Here is a 20,715-nt window from a genome sequence, read left to right as displayed (position 1 = left end):
ATTCTCCTTCTGGTTTTAACAGATCATTAGGTTTACTTGTTGCCACTTTGCAAGTCACTGGAACGTCTTCCAACGCATTGAAAGCGGTAACATTTCTTTTTACAAAGACTACTATATCACAGTTAGTTTGTTCGAGCAACCAACTCATGTATATTTTTTTAACTATTTTTATTTATTAAAATGAAAACGTTACTATCACCATATTTTTCACATACAAATTTGCTAGCTACGTTTTTTAATCATTGGCTATCATAATATTTATGGACTACAAAAAAGATAGCTTACGCTATCTTTTAACATATCTCACTAATTAATGTTGATTAACAATGACACTAGCGAAATCTTTATGATAAATATCGAATTTTTTCTCACCAACACCTGATATTGCTAAGAATTCTTCATCAGTTTGTGGGCGTAGAATAGCCATATTCATTAATGTTTTATCTGAGAAAATCAAGAATGGCGGAATACCTGCTTCGCGCGCTAAATCTAAGCGCTTAGATTTTAATTCAGCAAATAATTTATTATCACTCTCGGACAATTTAAGCCCTTTAGCTGCTGATGTGACTTTTTGTTGCGCAATCACACGTCGGTTGACGCGTTTTTCCACAACTAATTTTCCTTTTAGAACCCGTGCACCAGTCTCAGTAACTTTTAATACTGGAAACTCGCCCCCTTCAATTCTGAGGTAGCCATCCGCCGTTAAGTAATCAATAAAACTACTTAAATCTTTAAGTGTCCGATCTTTCATCAAACCGTATGTGGGTAACTTCATCAAATAGTCATACTTCTTCACAGTTGCATCTTGTGAACCTTTCAAAACCTTAGCGACCATTGTCTTCCCAAAGCTTTGGTTCATACGCACAACATTGGCCAAAACACGTTGTGAATCAGTAGTAACGTCAACCATTTCACGAGCATCTAAACAATTTGAACAATGGCCACAATCATGATCAACAATTTCACCAAAATAACCTAGTAAGTAACGTGGCAAACAACTTTGCGTATTTGCAAATGCGTTCATCTCGCGAATTTTGTTATATTCATTTTGCTTATGTTCTTCTGTACCTTCTGACTTTTGTACAAAAAACTCTTGTAAATGAATATCTTGTGGTGCATATAATAATACTGCTTCTGCCGGCAAGCCGTCACGGCCAGCTCGACCAATCTCTTGATAATACGCCTCAATGTTTCCCGGTACTGAGTAGTGAATAACAAACCGCACATTAGGTTTGTTAATCCCCATTCCAAAAGCATTCGTGGCTACCATAACTTGTACTTCATCAAACAAAAAAGCTTCTTGCATCGTTTGTCGTTCACGTTCAGGCAAACCAGCATGATAATGGCCTGCTTTAACACCTTTTTTATTTAAAAATTCATATAATTCATCAACTTGTTTACGTGTGGCTGCATAAATAATCCCACTTTGGTCCTTATTCTCACGTAAATACTCTTGCACATACTGTCGCTTATCAACATTGTGGGCAATTTTCAGCGCCAAATTATCACGCGCAAAACCAGTTAAAATCGTGTCTTCATCTGACACACCAAGTAGTTGCTGTAAGTTTTGACGTACACGATCAGTAGCTGTTGCTGTTAATCCTAAAACGGCAGGATTTCCAGGGATTTTAGCCAGCAAAGGTAAAATATTAAGATAACTTGGACGAAAATCATGTCCCCACTGTGACATGACATGCGCCTCATCAATAGCCACCAATTCAATGGGTAATTGTTGTATAAAATCAAAAAAACTTGAAATCTCTAGACGTTCGGGCGATACATATAGCATTTTATAATAGCCTGATCGTAAATCCGACATACGCTGTGCTTGTACTTGGCCACTCAATGTTGAATTAAGAAACGTTGCATCAATTCCCATCGCATCAAGCCCATCGACTTGATCTTTCATCAACGATATAAGTGGCGAAATCACTAGCGTAATGCCATCAAATAACATAGCTGGTAGTTGATAGGTAATCGATTTACCACCACCAGTTGGCATAATAGCTAACGCATGCTTATGCGCTAACACTTTTTCAATCACATCTAATTGTCCTGTACGAAAATTATCATAGCCAAATTTTTCTTTTAAAATTGTTTGAGGTGTCAAATTCTGCATACTTTCTATTATATCATGAGTCATGACGTTCAAAAATCGATGGTACAGTTTCGACCATCGATTTTTGATATAGTAACGATTATTTTATTAAGGGATTGAGCTGGAATTTAATTGGTGACTTATGACGTAGTAACCAATTCAAGATGGCAACAATGCCCGTGACAATAGTTAACAACCAGAATTGTTGTCGCTGAAAATTAGTTGTCATCTGTAAAATAATAAAACCAAGTGTGAACCAACCGAAATAGGCCGCCATTGTGTTCCCCCCAATTCGTAATATTTTATCAATCACGTTTTCTGGACCGTCACTTAGGAATTTAACATGTACCCAATCAAAAAATAACATGATGAATACAAAACTAATCAAGTCAAACGACACAAACTTCACGATCGATAAATAATCACGCGCGGGAGAAAAATGCGACACACCGTGATAAAGTAGTAAGCCATAAGTCATCATAATATCTGATCCAATAATAAACAATAACCAACTAACCGGTTTTGCCCGCACCATATCTCTAATTAACATTTTTGCTCCATATCAGATGTCTACGTAAAACCTAGTATCTATTTCTAAAATATTATATCACTACTCAGTTTACACGTCAGGGTTATCTTGTTTCAAACCAATACCTGTCATTGCTGACAAAAATGACATGATTGGTGACAATAAAGCAAACAACGTAAATGGTGCAAATTCAAGGACTGGCACGCCTAATGTTTGCGCAGCAAAACTACCTGCCACACCCCAAGGCACCAAATAATTGATCACTGTGCCTGAATCTTCAATCGTTCGACCAAGTGCTAATGGTGACAATTTAGCTTTTTTAAAACTTTCTTTAAACAACTGACCTGGTAAAATTGTTGCCAAATACTGTTCACCAACCAAAAAATTAGCACCAATTCCAGTTACTAACGTTGCCAAAACAATCGAACGCTGGGTTCGTAAATGGCTAACAATTGGTGCCATGACGCGGTTTAAAATACCTAAGCCACTGAGTAAACCACCTAAAGCTAACGCTAACATAACCATCATAATAGTTGTCATCATCGCAGACATCCCTCCGCGATTAAGTAATGCCATCAGTGTTGGATTCGTACTTGTCGTCTGAAAGCCATCAACTAATAGTTTCGCCCAAGTTGTAATAGCATGTTGCGTTAAGAACATGACACTTGATACTAATACATTGATCATAAGTGCCGGAATAGCAGGCATTTTAAACCATGCTGTCACAACTAATAGACCAAGTGGTACAATTGTCCACCATGTTGGTTCCAACTGCGGTAACAAAGCCGTAATTTGATGTGTGGCTGCTGCGTCAACATGATGACCAAAGCCCAATAAAATTGTCACGATAAATGTCAAAATCCAAGCTGGTACAGTAGTCCACATCAGATTTTTAATATGTGCAAATAAATCAGTTTCAGAAATAGCACTTGCTAGATTAGTTGAATCTGATAATGGCGAATTTTTATCGCCAAAAATTGCACCTGATAAAATAATACCAGCAACCAAAGCAGGGTTGATACCCATTAACGTTCCAACGCCCATCAGCGCAACGCCAACTGTCGAAATCGTTGTAAATGCACTACCGATTAGCGTACCAATAATTGACGTTGTTACGAAGGCTGTTGGCAAGAAAAAAGCAGGCGTTAATACTTTAAAACCAACCCAAATCATCGTTGGAATCACACCAGTAGCTAACCACAATGCAATGAGTGACCCAATTAATAAAAATAAAAATAAAGGTGTCAAACCTGATTCAACACCTTTAATTAGTGCTTTTTGGCTATCTTGCCAAGAAACACCACTAAAACGTGCAACAATCATAATCATACCAATCGCGAGTAAAATGGGCGCAATTGGTGCTAGACCAAAACCAATTACACCGATTGCCAAAATAGTGATCGTAGCCACTACTAGTAACACTGAAGTTCCTGTGCTTAATTTATTGTTCATCCTAGTTCTCCTGCCAATTTTTTATAACAACAATAAAAAAGTCCCTGCTGTCACATTGACAACAGGGACGAATTGACATTTAAAAATCCGTGGTACCACCCAGCTTACGCGCTAAAAAGCACATCACTTTGACATTTGATAACATGGTGCTGCCATGCTTAAATCGATAGCTGTATTTCGAATATCAACACCTGTGCAGTTTTCACCAACCACTGCTTCTCTTAACGCCGAATGTTTATTCTACTCAATAATTGCTAATTTCAAGTAGCTTTAGTCTACTATGCCACTGGATTTTTGTCAATACGTCGTGACATTGTCAACGCTAGTAAACCAGTGATTATTATCATAACAATAAATACAGATAAAAATAACATGTTTGTCCATCCATGATCCATCATAACACCTGAATATATTGGGCCAACAACACGACCTGAACTAATCATCATTGAGACAAATCCTTGCGCTTGTCCAGCAACTTCTTTAGGGGTAATTTGAGCAACCCATGCTGGTACTTGCGGACTTTGTAGCATTTCACCAAGCGTTAGTAGTTCAAAAACTAGTACAATTTGCCAAAATGTATTCACAAAAATCAAAAAAAAGAAACTTAAAGCGAAAATGACACTGCCTAAAATAACGGACACATGATACGGATGCTTATTGGCCCAATTAGAGACAAATTTCTGCAATACAATAATTGTGATCCCATTAATCATCCACAAGTCGGCATAGTTACGCGTTGGCATCCCCAATGTTTTCATATGCGGTGCCATCACTGTTTCCCAGAGCATATAAGACAGATAAGTAATAAATAAAAGTGCCCCAATAGCAATTAGAACCGGCGTTAATTTGAATTTTTTTCTTGTCACTTCTGGCTTGTTAAACTGTTCTTCTTTATCATTAGCTCTCACATCGATTAAATTATCAGTATCCAACGACACATTAAATTTAGTAATAATAATCAACGTTAATCCAAAATAAATGGCAGTCGAAATCATCATCAACAAGCTAAACCCATAATCGAACAAATAACCAACAGCCAATGTTCCCAACACAACACCAATATTTAAAACGATGTACATATTATTAAATATAACACGCGTTTTTTGACCAGGTACAGTTGTTGCAAATGAGTTCACTAATGTCTGCTCAACACCCATGCCAAAGTTCGCTATCCAGATTAAAATAGCAAATACTGGCCATTTATTAAAGAAAATAAGGCTTGCTACAGCTGCTAAAATAATAATACTTGTCATAACCATGGCGACATATGGTCGCCAATGATCAAATAATTTACCGCCAACAAATGAGCCAAATAAACTTACCATTGCGCCAATCATCAAGACAACACCAGCCGTTGTAAAACTCTGATTTAACACACCTGTGATATATAGGGTCATAACAGGCCAAATCATAGAATTCCCCGTGCTGGATAGCAAAGTTCCCAAAAGTAGCCATTTTTCATTGAGCTGTCGTGGTTTATCAGCTAAATTAGTTTGCATAAATCCTCCAATTAGTAGGTTTATTGTAGCACAAAAACCAGCTTAAAATACGTCATTTTAAGCTGGTTTTAAAAAATAATACGATTCAAAAATTATTTTCTCAAATGTTTTTATCTACTAAAAGTTTTTTAAACAAGCGCCTTATTGGCTTGCTAAAGACAGCAGAATTCAAAACATATTGATGCCGGACAGTTGTCGTCCTTAAACCACCTGCTTTTAACAATTCGGCTACTTCAACTGGTTTAATTGGCTCATCAGGTTGGTAACGCCAATGATTGGTTTTTAAGTCAACATGAATCACATAATAATTTTTACTATCTTTTTTAGTTGGTGCGTGAGCAATCAGCGTTTGACCAGCATACTGACCAATGTCTAATTGTCGTAAAATTTGTTGTTGTTTTGGGTTAAAATCGTTAATTAACATTTTTTCCTCGCTAAGCGATTGATATGATTGTGAAAACGCGTACTTTCTAACCAATTTTGCGTTATAATAATAGTTGAATTCAATTCTAATATTAAGGGGAACATTATGGTTTCAGAAATCAAGACATTGGTAACATTTTTTGGCGGTACTGGTGATTTGGCAAAGCGCAAACTTTACCCATCAGTTTTCAACCTTTATAAGAAAGGTTACCTACAAGAACACTTTGCCATTGTTGGCACGGCACGTCAAGACCTAACAGACGAAGAATTTAAACAACTAGTTCGCGAGTCTATTGCGGACTTTACAGAAGATCAAGATCAAGCCGAGGCATTTATTGCCCATTTCTCATACCGTGCACATGATGTCACAGATGCTGCTTCATATGCTATCTTAAAAGAAGCCATTGAAGAAGCTGCTACTAAATTTGATATTGATGGCAACCGTATTTTCTACATGTCAGTTGCCCCTCGCTTCTTTGGCACAATTGCCAAATACTTGAAGTCTGAAGCATTGTTGGCACCAACAGGTTACAATCGTTTGATGATTGAAAAGCCCTTTGGTACATCATATACCACAGCCGAAGAATTGCAAAATGATTTAGAAAATGCTTTTTCAGACGACCAGCTATTCCGTATCGACCACTATCTCGGTAAAGAAATGGTACAAAACATTGCTGCGTTACGTTTTGGTAACCCAATCTTTGATGCTGCTTGGAACAAAGACTATATTAAAAATGTGCAAGTGACACTAGCCGAAGTTTTGGGTGTTGAAGAACGCGCTGGTTACTACGATACTACTGGTGCATTGCTAGACATGATTCAAAACCATACTATGCAAATTGTTGGTTGGTTAGCTATGGAGAAGCCTGATTCATTTAATGACAAGGACATTCGCGCTGCTAAAAATGCTGCTTTCAATGCCTTGAAAATTTATGATGAAGAAGAAGTTAACAAATACTTCGTTCGCGCACAATACGGTGCCGGTGATTCATCTGATTTCAAACCATATCTTGAAGAACTTGATGTCCCTGCTGATTCAAAGAACAACACGTTTATTGCCGGCGAATTACAATTTGACCTACCTCGTTGGGAAGGTGTACCTTTCTATGTTCGTTCAGGTAAGCGTTTGGCTGCTAAACAAACACGTGTTGATATCGTCTTCAAAGCTGGAACATTTGACTTTGGTACAGCACAAGAAGCGCAAGAATCTGTTTTGTCAATTCTAATTGATCCTAAGGGTGGCATAGAATTTAAGATTAATTCAAAGTCTGTTGAAGATTCATTCAACACACGTACAATTGATCTTGGTTGGACAATCTCAGATGAAGATAAGCAAAATACACCTGAACCATATGAACGTATGATTCATGACACAATGAATGGTGATGGATCAAACTTTGCCGACTGGAATGGCGTAGCTATTGCCTGGAAATTCGTTGATGCTATTTCAGCAGTTTATACTGCTGACAAAGCACCTCTTGAAACGTATAAGTCAGGTTCAATGGGACCAGAAGCATCTGATAAGTTGCTAGCCGATAACGGTGATACTTGGGTATTTAAGGGTTAATTTCATCATTAATCAGATAAGAAAAACGCTTAAAGAGTTGAACAACTCTTTAAGCGTTTTTTGTGCAATGGCCGTCTCATACAAGTTTCTTTATCTGGGAGGATAGTTATTATTGTATCAATACGCCAATTGCACGATGAGCATATTATTTACTTACGTGGGTTCCCTGATGTAACAGGCTTACTTTGTGATACACCCAACTGCGCGTATAAGTCATTTTGTTGCGCTGCAAAGTTAGTTGTCCATCCAGTAACGCGTCCATTCACTAATTGTACCTTAATATTAGTAGTTGTTGGAATCGTGTAAGCCTGTTCGTCAACAACTAACTTCTGGAATTGCTTGATATTCTTAACAAGACTTGCCTCTGATGTGGCTGTTTGTGTATCAGATAAATTCTGAGTTAACTCCTTTGAAACAACATGACCGAAGTTATAAGGTGCAGACTTGCTCCATAACTGATCAAATGTTGGCACAGTTCCCTCTGACCAACCACCATCAGTAATATCCCAATTGTTATTATTGCCATCTACTACAATTGATTGCCAAGTAGAGGGATCTACCAATTTATCTTGGTACAATTTAACTTCAATACCTGCTTTTTTCCATGCTTCGATGTAAGCTTTAGTTGAGGCTTCAGATGTTGTGTTCCCTGAACGTGCTAAGTAAACTAGACTTAGGCGCTTACCATCTTTAGCATAATACCCAGCTGAATCTTTTTTATAACCTGATTTTTCAAGTAAGCCACCAGCTTTCTTGATATCACCAGATGATTTTTGCTGATATCCTTGAACATTGTTATTATAGAACATCTTTTTAGATTCATTCTTTGAAACGAGAGTATCAGCGGTTACACTCAAACCATTCCCATATTTTTTAACCACATCTCCAACATTCTCTGCATAACCAACGGCTTTACGAACATTAACATCTTGCAAAGGTGTTTGGCGATCCTGTACGTTTTCACTAGTTTTTGAGTTAAGATGTCCCAAATTAAAGTAAAGTTCCCAATAACCGCTATCATAATATCCTGTTGACGCGTAACCTTTATCATTATTGTATTTCGATAATACAGGATTATTAGTCCCATCTTTCCAAAGGGAAGCCGGCGCTTTTGTCACAATATCGAATTTCTGCTTTGATAAGTCGTTCTCAAGCTTTGTTTGATCTTGGTTCACATAATACGTTATCGTATTTAGTTTAGGTTTCTTACCCCAATAGTCAGAATTTTTAACATATTTAACTGTTGAATCTGACGAGACTGATGCCACTTTGAATGGTCCAAAGGATAGTGGATTCTTTGTCACTTTTTCAGAAGTAGCCAAGTCCTTAGACTTGACATCTTTCAAATCATGATATGGTAAGGCATAAGCAGGTACCCCATCACCCCAATCGACTGCGGCTGGTAGCGTTGTATATGAGACAGTTAATTGCTTACCCGCTTTACCATCGTCCAACTTCACACCAGAAATGTCTTTTGCCTTACCATTTTGATAATCACTTAAACCTTTAATAGCTGTATAAGCTTGTGTAAAATTACCAGAAGCGACTTTATTTGTTGCCAGTGTCTGCAATGAAAACAATACGTCTTGTGCTGTAACGTCTTTACCATCTGACCATTTTAAATCATCACGAAGTTTAATTGTCACCGTTTTTGCATCTTTATCAACTGTAACTTTAGCTGGACCATCGTTTGTCAGCTTACCATCTTTATCAACATAGAAAAGCGTGTTTTTCCCTGCAGGATCAAGTTGCTCTTGTGCAGCTGACCACTGTGCCAATTCCGAATAACCAGCAAAAGACACGGGATCAGATGCATTACCAGGATAACTAACCGTTAAACTACCATTTTTGATAGCTGATTTTGAGTTTTTATAGTCTCCTTTAAACGATCCAACATCAACTGCTTTAGTTGTTGATGTGTGATTTGATGTTGTCGCAACTAATGCCCAAGTAGCTCCAGCGACTATGACTAGGCCACCAACACCAAAGCCTATTTTCTTTCCCGTACTAACCATGTAAAAACGCCTCCTCATATATCATGAAATTAAACATACAATCAATCTAGTTCTCAAAAATAAACTATTATAAATATATCATTATAAAATTATTTGTCAACATTAAATTTTAATCTTAATCTAATGTTTTAAATTCAAGACACAGATTGTCTCTGATCTATTGCGCGACGAGCAACTTGTCCAAGAACTACAATACCAAAAGTCAAAATAATTAATACTAATGTGACCGGAATCCATAACCACCATTGTGTATAAACTGATGATGCCGAACTACCACTCAAAACTGTTAACATTGTACCCAATGAACTTGTGCCGTGCTTCAATCCAAATCCTAAATACGTCAAACTAGTCTCAATACCAATTGAACCTGCCAAGGTTAACGCAAAATCAGAAATAACTGTTGATGAGATATTTGGGAAAATACCAGTAAATAGAATTTTATACCAAGGTGTGCCAGAAATTTTAGCTGCCTGAACATAATCTCTATTGACCTCAGATAACGTTAACGTACGAATTAATCGTACATTTGGTGGCCAACTCAGTACCGCTAGAATTAAAATCAAACTCCAAATTGACAAGCCCTTTGCCGTAGAAAAAATAATAGCCAAAATCATCAGTAGCGGCATGACCAACCAAAAATCAATCAGCCGCATAGCAATCCAATCAATCCAACCACCAAAATATCCAATAATCATACCAAAAGTAACTGAAATAATTGTAATCAGGATTGCTACGCCAAAGCCGATAATGAGTGAATTGCTAGCTGAAGCAATCAACGTCAAAACAAAGTCAGCGCCCGAATTCGTAGTCCCAAGAATATGACCATTAGTTAATGGTGGTAAGTTAGCACTTAAAATATTACTCATCGTGCCAATATCAGTTGGTACAAAAATTTGACCAATAATAATAAACAGAAAAAGCACAATCAATAGTATTGTGGCTAATAAGGCTAAATTATCTTTCTCTAGTTCACGCCAAAAATTTTTAATAAATTTCGATCCAAATCGCTGTTTCTTAATTTCCATGTCCATGTCCCCCTACTTCACTCGAACGCGAGGATCAACCCACGCTGAGATAATATCCGACAATAGGCCACCTAATAATGCTAATACACCTTGAAGTAACATTAACGCTGTAATGACAGTATAATCACGACCACTCAACGCTTGAACAAACAATGCACCTAATCCAGGATAACCAAAAACAGTTTCAGCAAAAATTGCGCCACCTAAAATACCAGTTATTGAGTATCCAATGGCTGAAGCAATTGGCAAAAAAGCGTTTCGTAAGATGTGTTTTCTAAAGACGTCTTTTATTTGGACACCCTTAGCACGCGCTGTTCGCACATAATCTTGCGCTTGTTGATCCAATAAATTTGAACGTAAATATTGGAAAATGCTATTTGTACTAAACAACGCAATCGTCAAAGCTGGCAAAAAGGCATATCTTAAATTACTAAAAAAATTCGTGGTAAAACTTTGTGTATCGTCAATACCTGTCCCAGAACTTGGAAATATTGGAATAATGTAAACAAACAAAACCATCATAACAAAATAAAAAACAAACGATGGGACAGCCGATGTCATCGTGTTCCATACAATTAGAATACGATCGATGATTTTATTTTCATTACGTGCAGCTAATAACGCTTGCGAAATTGACAAAACATAAGTTAACACGGCTGCAATGATTCCCATTGACAGAGTTGGCCATATGCGTTGACCAATAATACGTGTCACCGTCCAACCTTTATTAACAACATATGAAGTGCCTAAATCCCCATGTAGTACATTACCAACCCATTTAACATATTGCTGATACCATGGCAAATCCAGACCAGCAGCGTGACGCATTCTTGCAATTGTTGCGGGATCAGAATTGGGATTTAAGCTCCCATAAAATGGATCCCCAGGCATTAATTGCGCTAACATAAAAATTAAAATAGAAACCAAAATTAACTGTGGAATCATAATTAACACACGCCTTAAAATTGTTCGCCACATAATTATGCTCCCTCTTTCTTAAGTGCCACGTAGTGAGTTTTTGTAATCGGTTCTAAATCATATGCACGATCTCTCAGACCATCTTGTTGGTAATAAGCACCTTTATTTTGTGTAAATTCAGACTCAATTCGTTTACGATAAGCTCGCTTTTCGTCACGTTTACTGACATCTAAACTTGGTATCGCAGATAATAATCGTTTGGTATAAATATGCTGCGCATCATTAAAAATGTCATTTGTCGTGCCCATTTCGACAAAACGACCATTATGCATAATTGCAATGTTATCAGTCATGTACTTCACCACACCTAAATCATGAGAAATAAATAAGAAACTAATGCCATATTCTCGTTGGATTTTTTTCATAAAATTCAATACTTGTGCTTGAACTGATAAATCTAATGCTGATACAGGTTCATCAGCAACAATTAACCGCGGATTTGTTGCCAATGCACGAGCAACGCCTATACGTTGTCGCTGCCCACCCGAAAACTGAAATGGATATTGTGCTACTGTCTGAGCAGGTAACCCAACAATTTTTAATAGCGCTAAAACACGTTCATTAATTTTTGTTTGATCAAATGACCTTTCCCCATCATAGCCTGCGCCAATAACATTGGGCACGCCAAAATTTTTAAGTGGTTCAGCAATGATTTCACCAATTGTTTTTCTTGGATTCAAACTTGACTGACTATCTTGGAAAACCATCTGTACGTCTTTGTTATAATTTATAGCCTTTTTTTGTCTATTCGTTGTCACTTCATGACCTTCGAATAAAATTTTTCCACTAGTAGGGTCTTCAAGTCCAACTAGCGATTTTCCAATAGTTGTTTTACCAGAACCAGATTCACCAACAAGACCATAAGTCTGACCTGATTCAATTGTGAATGAAATATTATCTACTGCTTTGATATTGTCTGTTACACGGTTAAAAAAACCTGTTCGTATTGGATAATACACTTTTAAATTTTCTATTCGGACTAACTCACTCATTGCCGCACCCTCTTCTTAAAGATCTTCCAAAAATTCAAAATTTTGCCACGCATTGCCACGTACATAATGTTCATCGCTGACTTTTTGTAATTTTTCATCAACAGTTGCCTCGACTTCCGCTTTGTCTAACCAAGGTATACGCTTCAAAAACAAGTCTTTACTATGATCCATATCTTTTAAAGCTGGAACGGTACCAGGAATAGCATATAATTCGTCCCCAGAATTCACTTCTGATGGATCTGCACGCAATAAGGACCGCGTGTACGGATGTTTTGGATGATTGAAAAGATCTGCCACGCGAGCCTGCTCAACAATTTGCCCCGCATACATGACGGTAACCGTATCAGCCATTTCAGCAACAACCCCTAAATCATGTGTAATTAATAAGATTCCTGCGTTCTTTTTTTGTTGAATCTCTTTGATTAGATCTAATATTTGCGCTTGAATTGTCGCATCCAAGGCGGTTGTTGGTTCATCAGCAATAATCAAATCTGGTTCATTAGCTAACGCAATTGCAATCATAACACGTTGTCGCATACCGCCTGAAAGCTCATGTGGATATTGTTGGGAAACACGCTGGACATCAACAATACCAACATCTGAAATTAATTTTTGTACACGTTGTTTCACCTTTTTTGACTGTTTATCATGAACAGTAATGGCTTCAGCTATTTGATCCCCAATTTTCATCAAAGGATTTAAACTAGATAATGGATCTTGAAAAATCATGCCCACAGAGACACCACGATATGCATCAAATTGCCTTTCACTCAAACCAATCAACTCATTATCGTTCAACTTAATGGATCCGGTTACTCGCGTTTGATCTGAATTATGTAATCCCATCACGCTCATTGCAAACGTTGATTTACCAGAACCAGATTCTCCAACTAAAGCTACAACTTCACCGTGTTTAATTGAAATGTTTATTTTATGAATCGCTGTCTGATATTGTCCATCTATTCTAAAATCGACAGATACATTCTCAGCCTCTAATAATTTACCATCCATTTTATAACCTTCTTTTCTTATATTATAAAATTATATCATTTGTTTTTAATATTTCAAATTATATTGTAAAAAAATAATATATACGATGTGAAAAAGGGGTTGATTCCTTTGAAATATGGAATCAACCCCTTTGACAACTATATTATAATGTAAATTCTAAAGAACTCGCAGCTTCAGAAACTAAAATCGTCTATTCATGCCCAACTTATCTATACGGCTTCATCCTAAACCTGCAACATAATAAAGTAACTTATCAGAATATGTGATATGGTTAGCATCTGTCATTGCTCGCCCCACAGCCGGCATATTGTCAGTTATAACGCCGTCTGCACCAAAATACATCATACGTAAAATTGATTTTTTATCATTTGGTGTCCAAACAAATACTTTTTTTCTTTCATTGTGCGCTGTTTGAATAAAATGCTTGTTCACAGTACTAAATTCGACCGTATAAAAATCCGAATGTGAAATTGGCGGACCAATGAGGTTGAACGGTAAAATATACCCTGCCTTAACAGTTGGTGCAATTTTTTTAACATCTTCTATTAACTCAAAATTTAATGACTGAATCATATAATCATTTTCTTGAATATCTTTTTGATATTTCCGCATGAATCTTGCAACTAGTTGCGTATTATCTTTATTTGGCGTTTTCAACTCAATTAAGAGCTTTTGATGGATTGCTTTTGCAGCTTTTAAGTAATCATCGAATGACTCAATGGGTTGTACCTGATTATTTTCATGCACCTTAAGTTTGGTTAACGCGTTTAAGTTCATATTCTCTGGTGTATTATTCACACTAGTTAATTGTTTTAAATTAAAATCATGGAAAACGACAAACTGATTGTCCTTGGTTAATTGAACATCCATCTCCACGTAATCGGGATGATATTGTGCCGTCCTATTCATTGCAGAAATGCTGTTTTGGACGCCATTTTTCTCAGAAACACCTCGATGTGACACACTTATTGGCTTAGAAATATCAACTGATTTCAAATAATCAAAGTTATAGCCACCGACAATCACTGCACTCATGATACCCAAAACAATATAAAGTGGTGCACTTAAACGGTTTGCAAAATTTTTGCGGTACGCACTACTGAACAAACTATCAGGTTTTTTGATAGCGGACAAAACATTGTTCTTTGACATGAAATCAATAATAACAAGAAACATCCCCACAGTTGTTATTGCTATGTTAATCAAAATTATGATTTGTAATAGCGTCATAATAACTGCAGCACTAACTACCGTATATGAATGACTATATTGTTCCACTAGTTTTTGAATACCAATTAAGCCAGCAATACTTACTGAAGAAAATAGGAGCATCCCAAACCCAATAGCTGCCAATTTCAGAAGTATCGTCACAAATTTTCTACGTGTGATCGTCAAACTACTTTTAATTGCCTCGCCTATCGACAAATCATTTAATATAAGGTTTGGTAATACGAATATTAGTCGTACACCAATATAAGTTAGTAAAATGTATACTAAAATAAACGCGCCAACAACAATGAAGCGATGATCAAAAATGTAATCCATAAGGAATGCCGGGATTTTTACTTTTGATAGCAGATTCGAACTATAACTCACCCCACCTAACGGTAATATGAGTACAAGATAAAACAAGAAAAACAAACCAGTACTGATGCCAACTTTTCGAAGTTGTCTCAAGGTAATCACTAATAGTTGACGCACGCTAACAGGTTGTCTAGTTTGAATAAAGTAAACACTGATCAACAAAAAAGCAAATTCAAAAAATGATAATAAAATGGATAAAATAACAATACTAATCAAAGCCAGAAATACGAGGGGTTGTTGCCGCATCATTGTGCCTAAATTATTTAACGATAAGTAGTTAATCTGACTTATCTTTAAAATAAATTGACTCGATTCCCCCAATATTGGTAACAATATAAAAATAAACAAAGCGTGTATAGCAAACACGCTCTTTAGATAACTTTTACTATGCCATAGAAATTCAACAGAATCTTTAATCTTTAAGCGAATATACTGCATTAACATTCTCCTAAATTTGATTATATATGACAATTAAGAGACAGTCCACCTAATTCTTTGTTACCCGTAAACAATTTTAAAACATGCTTTTTTAATAAATCATAATAACGCACCCTAAGATATGTTGTGTCTAGCCTATATTAATCATTTTAACCGGTAAATCAGCCAGTTGTTCTATATTATGTGACGTCATGATGACCAATTTTTCACGCTCTTGAACCAAAGATGCAATCATTTTTAGAATCACTTTTGAATTTGTAACATCAACCCCACTGGTTGGTTCATCAAAAATATACAGTTCTTTTTCCAACAGACATTGTCCGTAAGTCAGCACCATCTGCCTTTCACCACCAGATAATTGTCCCATTTTAACGGACCATATCTTGTCTAAAGCTTGTCGTTTAATCGTTTGGAAAGTTGATCCACTCTTTTCTAGGCTACGATTGCCAATTTGGCGGTACATATTTATCGTTTGGCCGACGCTCAGTGTCGGAAAAAAGTGAATATGCTGTAACTGATAGGCAATATTTTGCTGCTTTGGAACGTTTATTTTTTGTCCTTTGGCCTGTTTAGGACCCACGCCTGCAATGAAATCTAATAAAGTCGTTTTCCCCGCACCATTGGCACCCGTGAGTACATTAACCACATGATTAAAAAAATCCACCTCAAAATCTTGTGCTAAAACACGGTCACCATAACATAAAGAATATTTTTTTATTTGCATCCTCTAACCCTCGCAATTAAACACGATCAACAATTGAATGGACAGTTAATTTTGAAATAGCAAACCAACCAATTACTAAGTAAATTATGGTCACAATTCCCAATCTGGCTGTCACTGCACCTTGAATCACGTGATTGAAAAAGAACGATAATAATTGATACGATGTGTCAACAATATAAGTTATTGGATTCAGCAAGGTCAATAAATCCCCCATCGCATAACTTTTAGGTAAATTCATTGTTATGAATAAAACAAATAATAAAATCGATACTAAAACGTTAATCGATTCAATTTTAACTTTCAAAAGAAATAGTAAACTGCTAATAAAAGTAACCGGTACCGCAACCGATAGGGTCGCAATCATTCCTGCAATTAGCAAACTGATATGTACATTATGAGTAACACCAATGACCACCAAATTAAATATTAACAGTTCACCATTTAAAATGACTAATTGTACCAAAAAATTAGCTATTAATATTTTCCACTTTGAACCCACTATAAAAAATAGCTGTTTATAAAAGCCATTTTCCCGTTGTGAAATAATTGCAACAATGACATTATTTAATAATGTGACCATAATAATGTAAGCCCAAAAATAACTAATTACCATCATGGTTTGATGAGAAAACGCTACCTTTGGCTGAGACAAATATTTGATGTTTTTATATAAAAAATAGATAGTTGGTAATACTAAATTAAATAAAAAAACAAATTTATTACTCAACGTGTTGACTAGATAGACTTTGCATAATGCTTTTATCTCGTTCATATCATTCTCCCCAATATATTCAATTTGTAAATCAACGATTATAAAAACATCATTTTTATAATCATAACACAATAATCATATGATTACAGCCTGCCTATTAAAGATTTAAAAATGAATTATTACCGTGGTACCAGTCCCTATTTCGGATGTTATTAAAATATCAAATGATAATTTGTCCAAAACTAACTTTGTTAAATACAACCCTAATCCACTTGATTTCTTATCTAAACGACCATTGTATCCAGTAAAACCATGTGAAAATAAACGCGGTAAATCTGATGCCAAAATTCCTATACCACTATCCACAATCATTAATTGTTGGTCTGTTATGTGAATCGTCACACCACCTATTTCTGTATATTTCACGGCGTTATTAATAATTTGTTCAATAGCTACAGTTAACCATTTAGGATCTGTTTTAATACTCGCTTCACCAACAATTGTTACCTGCAATTCTTTATGAATAAATTGGGGTGCATATTTCTTAATAATCGTATTAACTAACTCGCGCACATTCACAACATCAAAACGAAAGTCGGTAGCAGTATTTTGAACACGAAGATACTCGAGTAAAATAGTCAAATAATTTTCGAGCGCAAATGTTTGTTTTTGAAGTTCTGGTAATTGTGTCTGCGCAACCAAATCTATACTAGCCAATGGCACTTTCATTTGATGGGTCCATACACGCATGATATCCATAAAATCTTTATCACGCTGTAATTGCGCTGATAGTTTTGCTGTTAACTGCGCATTATCTATCTTTAAATTGGATAATTGTTGCTGATATTTATAAAATTTTTGATAGTCAATTATCGTGTAAACACTAAATATTAATAAAAATAATAAACTCGCATTAAGCAATGGAATCATCGGTAACTGCCACAGAGAAAAAGTCAATAAAAATAAAGTGAAACCGATAATAATCGTCAAAAACAAACCAGCTCGCCGCTTTAAATACTTATCCCAAAACATAACCAACACCTCGTACTGTGTGAATTTTATCAAAATTAATTATGCCTACTTTTTTTCTCAATCGCGTCATGTTAACATGTAGGGTATTCGCGTCAATAAAATCGTTATTTTCCCACAATTTAGTCAACAAAAGGTCTTTTGGCACGACAGTTGTGCCATATTCAAATAGTATTTGTAATATTTTAGTTTCTGTACTGGTTAACTCAACTTTTCCTGCGTTACCTATTAATTGATTATCTACCAACTGGTATTCCTCAAACGTTAATTCAGATGCACTGAAATTATAGCTACGTCGTAACAATGCTTGCACTTTTGCTCTCAAGACCATCAAATTAAATGGTTTAGCAACAAAATCATCAGCCCCCATGCTCAGTGCCATGACTTGGTTCATCTCATCATTAGCGCTTGAAATAAAAATAATTGGTACTTTGCTAATTTTACGTAGCTCTGTTGTCCAATAAAAACCATTGAAGTAAGGTAAGGTAATGTCCATCAGTACAAGGTCTGCATGCACTTCAGTAATTTCTTGAACGACAGCACGAAAATTCAGCGTTGAAACAACGCTGAATTCTGATGATAATACTTTTTTTAAGCTGTCTACGATACTTGTATCATCTTCGACAATAAATATTTTTTGCATAACTTTATTATACGTGACGTTGCACGATGTTAACATAACTACGTGAAGTCATTTTATAAATAATATAGTACAATACTGCAATCAATAGAATAACGCCACCACTAACAGATAGCATCAATGTTTTATTCGTAATACCAAAGGCATTAATAATTTTAGAAACCATCATATAAGCACCTGCAAAGTGAACGATAGCCACCACAATTGGCATGAAAAATAACAAACGGATTTGACTATTAATTGTTTGCGATACTTCTTTTTTAGATAAACCGACTTCCTGTAGTATACGGAACGCTTCCTTATCCTGTTCACCTTCAGCAATTTGTTTATAATAAATGATTAGCGCCGCACCGATTATAAATGTGAGTCCCAGTGTGAAACCGATAAATAAGAAACCACCTGTATACGCCTGTGCCTCATGCAATCGCGCAAATCGATCAACGGCAAATGTTGATATTGGCGATACGTTACTTTTACCTTCTGCTTTAAATGCCTTAGCAACCTGCTTGCTGTCTCTTTTGCTCAAATTGATTATTAAGGTACGTCGTGGAATCGTGTAACTATTCGCATCAAACTTAATACGCTGATATAACCGCTCGGCTTGTGCATCATTTTGGGCCACAATCATCATACTGTTCCCGATACTACTTTGCGTTGGGTAGTTTTTGACGTCTGTTGTTTGCCCTTTAACGCGCAATAATTGACCAAACCAATTGATTGTCTCTGCATTAAAATGACCAGAATAATTATGAATTAATACATCATTTGGTGCTAATTTTGGTAGTTTGTTGCCCAACTTAATTAATGTATCACGAGAAACAACCTGTACCACTGCTATTCCAGCCTTATTATAATTATCTGTCAAATGATTAATAGTGACATGTTTACCGCTGGGTAATATCATCATTGATGTGCCATAATCAACATATTGAACACCGTTTTTCAAACTAACTTGTGACTTTTTTCAGTCTGGGACAAAATACTTTTAAATTGTTCCTCCGACACATTGCCAACATGAGTATCTCCTGTATTCATAGCGCTAAGCTCAGTCGTAAATGGCATGTTTACCATCATGTTTTGCTTTAATCCAGTTTGTAACATAACCGTTGTCACTAACGTTACAATTGCCATTGTAACTAAGATCGTAATGTTTCCCAATCCGATTGCATTTTGTTTCATGCGATACAGTAAGGCATTTGTTGTTATAAATTTTTCTGGTTGATAGTAACGTCGACCACGCTTTTGGCGTTTTAAATACCAAATGGTAAACGCCACATAAAACAGATAAGTCCCAACAATAACGAATAAAACCGCGACAGCAAATGTAGTCACAATCATTGGTCCTATCTTAACTGTTATTGCCATATAGTAACCAACAACTAATAATAAAACGCCTAAAAATGCTAAGAATCCTCGTGATTTTGGTTCACGTTCACCTTGACTTTCCGAATGCAGTAACGACAAACTAGAATGATGATGAATCGTCCAAGTACCAATAACCGCTAACAAGATAAAAGCAACTAAAGCAACTATGATTGGTATAGTAAAACTTAATGTCGAAAACGTTAAATTGAAATAATTACCACCAATTAAAGCGATAAAAACTAAAAATAAAAACTTTGATAAAATAACGCCGGAAATTGTACCAAGTGTTACTGTTGCTAGCAACAAGAATAACAGTTCAAGTAATGCAACAACTATAATTTGAGCTTTACCAAGCCCCAAAATATCATACAAGCCAAACTCTCGTGATCTTTTCTTTAACAAAAAACGGTAAGCATAAATTTCAATACCAATTGAAAAAGGAATGAGTATGATTTGACCAATAATTAGAACGACAGATACTGACTTAATCCCTAACTTATCTAACTGTGGTGAAAGAGCAATTGATGCTAAAATAAAATTCAAAACAAACATCATCATTGTTGCCAGTAAAAATGGTGCAAAATTTTTGAATGATTTTCGAATATTACGTTGCGCTAATTTCAGATAAAACATA

At 36.0% G+C, this 20,715-nt stretch carries 18 protein-coding genes; 1 reads left to right on the top strand and 17 read right to left on the bottom strand.

Annotated elements, in window-relative coordinates; genetic code table 11:
• Window positions 1-310: 310 nt before the first annotated feature.
• The 5 genes from recQ to LEGAS_RS00890 all read right to left on the bottom strand — a co-directional run bounded on the left by recQ (window position 311) and on the right by LEGAS_RS00890 (window position 6,002).
• Entirely contained in the window at window positions 311-2,119 is a 1,809-nt protein-coding gene (recQ, locus tag LEGAS_RS00910; RefSeq protein ID WP_013231148.1) for a DNA helicase RecQ, read from the bottom strand.
• Window positions 2,120-2,198: 79 nt separating this feature from the next.
• Window positions 2,199-2,648, bottom strand: coding sequence for a hypothetical protein (locus LEGAS_RS00905; RefSeq protein WP_013231147.1), 450 nt, complete (start codon window positions 2,646-2,648; stop codon window positions 2,199-2,201).
• Window positions 2,649-2,717: 69 nt separating this feature from the next.
• On the bottom strand, window positions 2,718-4,079 hold the full coding sequence (locus LEGAS_RS00900; protein ID WP_010383985.1) for a Na+/H+ antiporter NhaC family protein: 1,362 nt from the start codon (window positions 4,077-4,079) through the stop codon (window positions 2,718-2,720).
• Between the two features lie 278 nt (window positions 4,080-4,357).
• Window positions 4,358-5,578: an MDR family MFS transporter gene (locus LEGAS_RS00895; protein WP_013231146.1), complete on the bottom strand. Its 1,221-nt coding sequence runs from the start codon at window positions 5,576-5,578 to the stop codon at window positions 4,358-4,360.
• Between the two features lie 100 nt (window positions 5,579-5,678).
• On the bottom strand, window positions 5,679-6,002 hold the full coding sequence (locus LEGAS_RS00890) for a hypothetical protein (protein WP_013231145.1): 324 nt from the start codon (window positions 6,000-6,002) through the stop codon (window positions 5,679-5,681).
• Window positions 6,003-6,107: 105 nt separating this feature from the next.
• Here LEGAS_RS00890 and zwf point away from each other — a divergent pair, with 105 nt between their 5' ends.
• Window positions 6,108-7,568 (top strand): glucose-6-phosphate dehydrogenase, encoded by a 1,461-nt coding sequence (gene zwf, locus LEGAS_RS00885; protein ID WP_010383989.1) that lies wholly within the window; start codon window positions 6,108-6,110, stop codon window positions 7,566-7,568.
• A 149-nt stretch (window positions 7,569-7,717) separates the two neighbouring features.
• On the opposite strand, the gene LEGAS_RS00880 is transcribed toward zwf, so the two are convergent.
• From LEGAS_RS00880 to LEGAS_RS10160, 12 genes are all read right to left on the bottom strand, one after another.
• Window positions 7,718-9,583 carry an ABC transporter substrate-binding protein gene (locus LEGAS_RS00880; RefSeq protein ID WP_010383991.1) on the bottom strand — a complete coding sequence of 622 codons (1,866 nt, stop codon included), beginning with the start codon at window positions 9,581-9,583 and terminating at the stop codon, window positions 7,718-7,720.
• A gap of 134 nt (window positions 9,584-9,717) precedes the next feature.
• Complete coding sequence (locus LEGAS_RS00875; protein WP_010015246.1) at window positions 9,718-10,608, bottom strand: ABC transporter permease; 891 nt, start codon at window positions 10,606-10,608, stop codon at window positions 9,718-9,720.
• Window positions 10,609-10,620: 12 nt separating this feature from the next.
• Window positions 10,621-11,586: an ABC transporter permease gene (locus LEGAS_RS00870; protein WP_013231144.1), complete on the bottom strand. Its 966-nt coding sequence runs from the start codon at window positions 11,584-11,586 to the stop codon at window positions 10,621-10,623.
• Between the two features lie 2 nt (window positions 11,587-11,588).
• Complete coding sequence (locus LEGAS_RS00865; protein WP_013231143.1) at window positions 11,589-12,578, bottom strand: ATP-binding cassette domain-containing protein; 990 nt, start codon at window positions 12,576-12,578, stop codon at window positions 11,589-11,591.
• A gap of 15 nt (window positions 12,579-12,593) precedes the next feature.
• The gene (locus tag LEGAS_RS00860) at window positions 12,594-13,589 is read right to left on the bottom strand and encodes an ABC transporter ATP-binding protein (protein WP_010383996.1); all 996 of its coding nucleotides are present in this window, start codon (window positions 13,587-13,589) and stop codon (window positions 12,594-12,596) included.
• Between the two features lie 219 nt (window positions 13,590-13,808).
• Entirely contained in the window at window positions 13,809-15,611 is a 1,803-nt protein-coding gene (locus LEGAS_RS00855) for a glycerophosphoryl diester phosphodiesterase membrane domain-containing protein (RefSeq protein ID WP_013231142.1), read from the bottom strand.
• A 130-nt stretch (window positions 15,612-15,741) separates the two neighbouring features.
• Window positions 15,742-16,335: an ATP-binding cassette domain-containing protein gene (locus LEGAS_RS00850; RefSeq protein WP_013231141.1), complete on the bottom strand. Its 594-nt coding sequence runs from the start codon at window positions 16,333-16,335 to the stop codon at window positions 15,742-15,744.
• 16 nt (window positions 16,336-16,351) lie between these two features.
• Window positions 16,352-17,107, bottom strand: coding sequence for a hypothetical protein (locus LEGAS_RS00845; protein ID WP_013231140.1), 756 nt, complete (start codon window positions 17,105-17,107; stop codon window positions 16,352-16,354).
• A gap of 105 nt (window positions 17,108-17,212) precedes the next feature.
• On the bottom strand, window positions 17,213-18,079 hold the full coding sequence (locus tag LEGAS_RS00840) for a sensor histidine kinase (protein ID WP_010384003.1): 867 nt from the start codon (window positions 18,077-18,079) through the stop codon (window positions 17,213-17,215).
• Entirely contained in the window at window positions 18,066-18,719 is a 654-nt protein-coding gene (locus tag LEGAS_RS00835) for a response regulator transcription factor (RefSeq protein WP_010384006.1), read from the bottom strand. Before LEGAS_RS00835 ends, LEGAS_RS00840 begins: the two co-directional genes overlap by 14 nt.
• A 7-nt stretch (window positions 18,720-18,726) precedes the next feature.
• Window positions 18,727-19,662 carry an FtsX-like permease family protein gene (locus LEGAS_RS10165; protein WP_010384008.1) on the bottom strand — a complete coding sequence of 312 codons (936 nt, stop codon included), beginning with the start codon at window positions 19,660-19,662 and terminating at the stop codon, window positions 18,727-18,729.
• Window positions 19,659-20,714, bottom strand: coding sequence for an FtsX-like permease family protein (locus LEGAS_RS10160; RefSeq protein WP_010384010.1), 1,056 nt, complete (start codon window positions 20,712-20,714; stop codon window positions 19,659-19,661). The genes LEGAS_RS10165 and LEGAS_RS10160 overlap by 4 nt, the downstream gene beginning before the upstream one ends.
• Between the last annotated feature and the right edge of the window lies 1 nt (window position 20,715).

The organism is Leuconostoc gasicomitatum LMG 18811, from assembly GCF_000196855.1.
In the GTDB taxonomy this organism is placed as follows: Bacteria; Bacillota; Bacilli; order Lactobacillales; family Lactobacillaceae; genus Leuconostoc; species Leuconostoc gasicomitatum.
The sequence above is the reverse complement of the archived record's forward strand: the minus strand, read 5'-3'. Positions and strand labels throughout refer to the sequence as shown.

Coding starts and splice junctions, on each gene's coding strand:
- LEGAS_RS00905 (WP_013231147.1), bottom strand. CDS start 2,648: ATGTTAATTAGAGATATGGTGCGGGCAAAACCGGTTAGTTGGTTATTG.
- LEGAS_RS00900 (WP_010383985.1), bottom strand. CDS start 4,079: ATGAACAATAAATTAAGCACAGGAACTTCAGTGTTACTAGTAGTGGCT.
- zwf (WP_010383989.1), top strand. CDS start 6,108: ATGGTTTCAGAAATCAAGACATTGGTAACATTTTTTGGCGGTACTGGT.
- LEGAS_RS00835 (WP_010384006.1), bottom strand. CDS start 18,719: ATGCAAAAAATATTTATTGTCGAAGATGATACAAGTATCGTAGACAGC.
- LEGAS_RS00855 (WP_013231142.1), bottom strand. CDS start 15,611: ATGCAGTATATTCGCTTAAAGATTAAAGATTCTGTTGAATTTCTATGG.
- LEGAS_RS00860 (WP_010383996.1), bottom strand. CDS start 13,589: ATGGATGGTAAATTATTAGAGGCTGAGAATGTATCTGTCGATTTTAGA.
- recQ (WP_013231148.1), bottom strand. CDS start 2,119: ATGCAGAATTTGACACCTCAAACAATTTTAAAAGAAAAATTTGGCTAT.
- LEGAS_RS00890 (WP_013231145.1), bottom strand. CDS start 6,002: ATGTTAATTAACGATTTTAACCCAAAACAACAACAAATTTTACGACAA.
- LEGAS_RS00845 (WP_013231140.1), bottom strand. CDS start 17,107: ATGAACGAGATAAAAGCATTATGCAAAGTCTATCTAGTCAACACGTTG.
- LEGAS_RS00880 (WP_010383991.1), bottom strand. CDS start 9,583: ATGGTTAGTACGGGAAAGAAAATAGGCTTTGGTGTTGGTGGCCTAGTC.
- LEGAS_RS00870 (WP_013231144.1), bottom strand. CDS start 11,586: ATGTGGCGAACAATTTTAAGGCGTGTGTTAATTATGATTCCACAGTTA.
- LEGAS_RS00875 (WP_010015246.1), bottom strand. CDS start 10,608: ATGGAAATTAAGAAACAGCGATTTGGATCGAAATTTATTAAAAATTTT.
- LEGAS_RS00895 (WP_013231146.1), bottom strand. CDS start 5,578: ATGCAAACTAATTTAGCTGATAAACCACGACAGCTCAATGAAAAATGG.
- LEGAS_RS10160 (WP_010384010.1), bottom strand. CDS start 20,714: ATGTTTTATCTGAAATTAGCGCAACGTAATATTCGAAAATCATTCAAA.
- LEGAS_RS00865 (WP_013231143.1), bottom strand. CDS start 12,578: ATGAGTGAGTTAGTCCGAATAGAAAATTTAAAAGTGTATTATCCAATA.
- LEGAS_RS00840 (WP_010384003.1), bottom strand. CDS start 18,079: ATGTTTTGGGATAAGTATTTAAAGCGGCGAGCTGGTTTGTTTTTGACG.
- LEGAS_RS00850 (WP_013231141.1), bottom strand. CDS start 16,335: ATGCAAATAAAAAAATATTCTTTATGTTATGGTGACCGTGTTTTAGCA.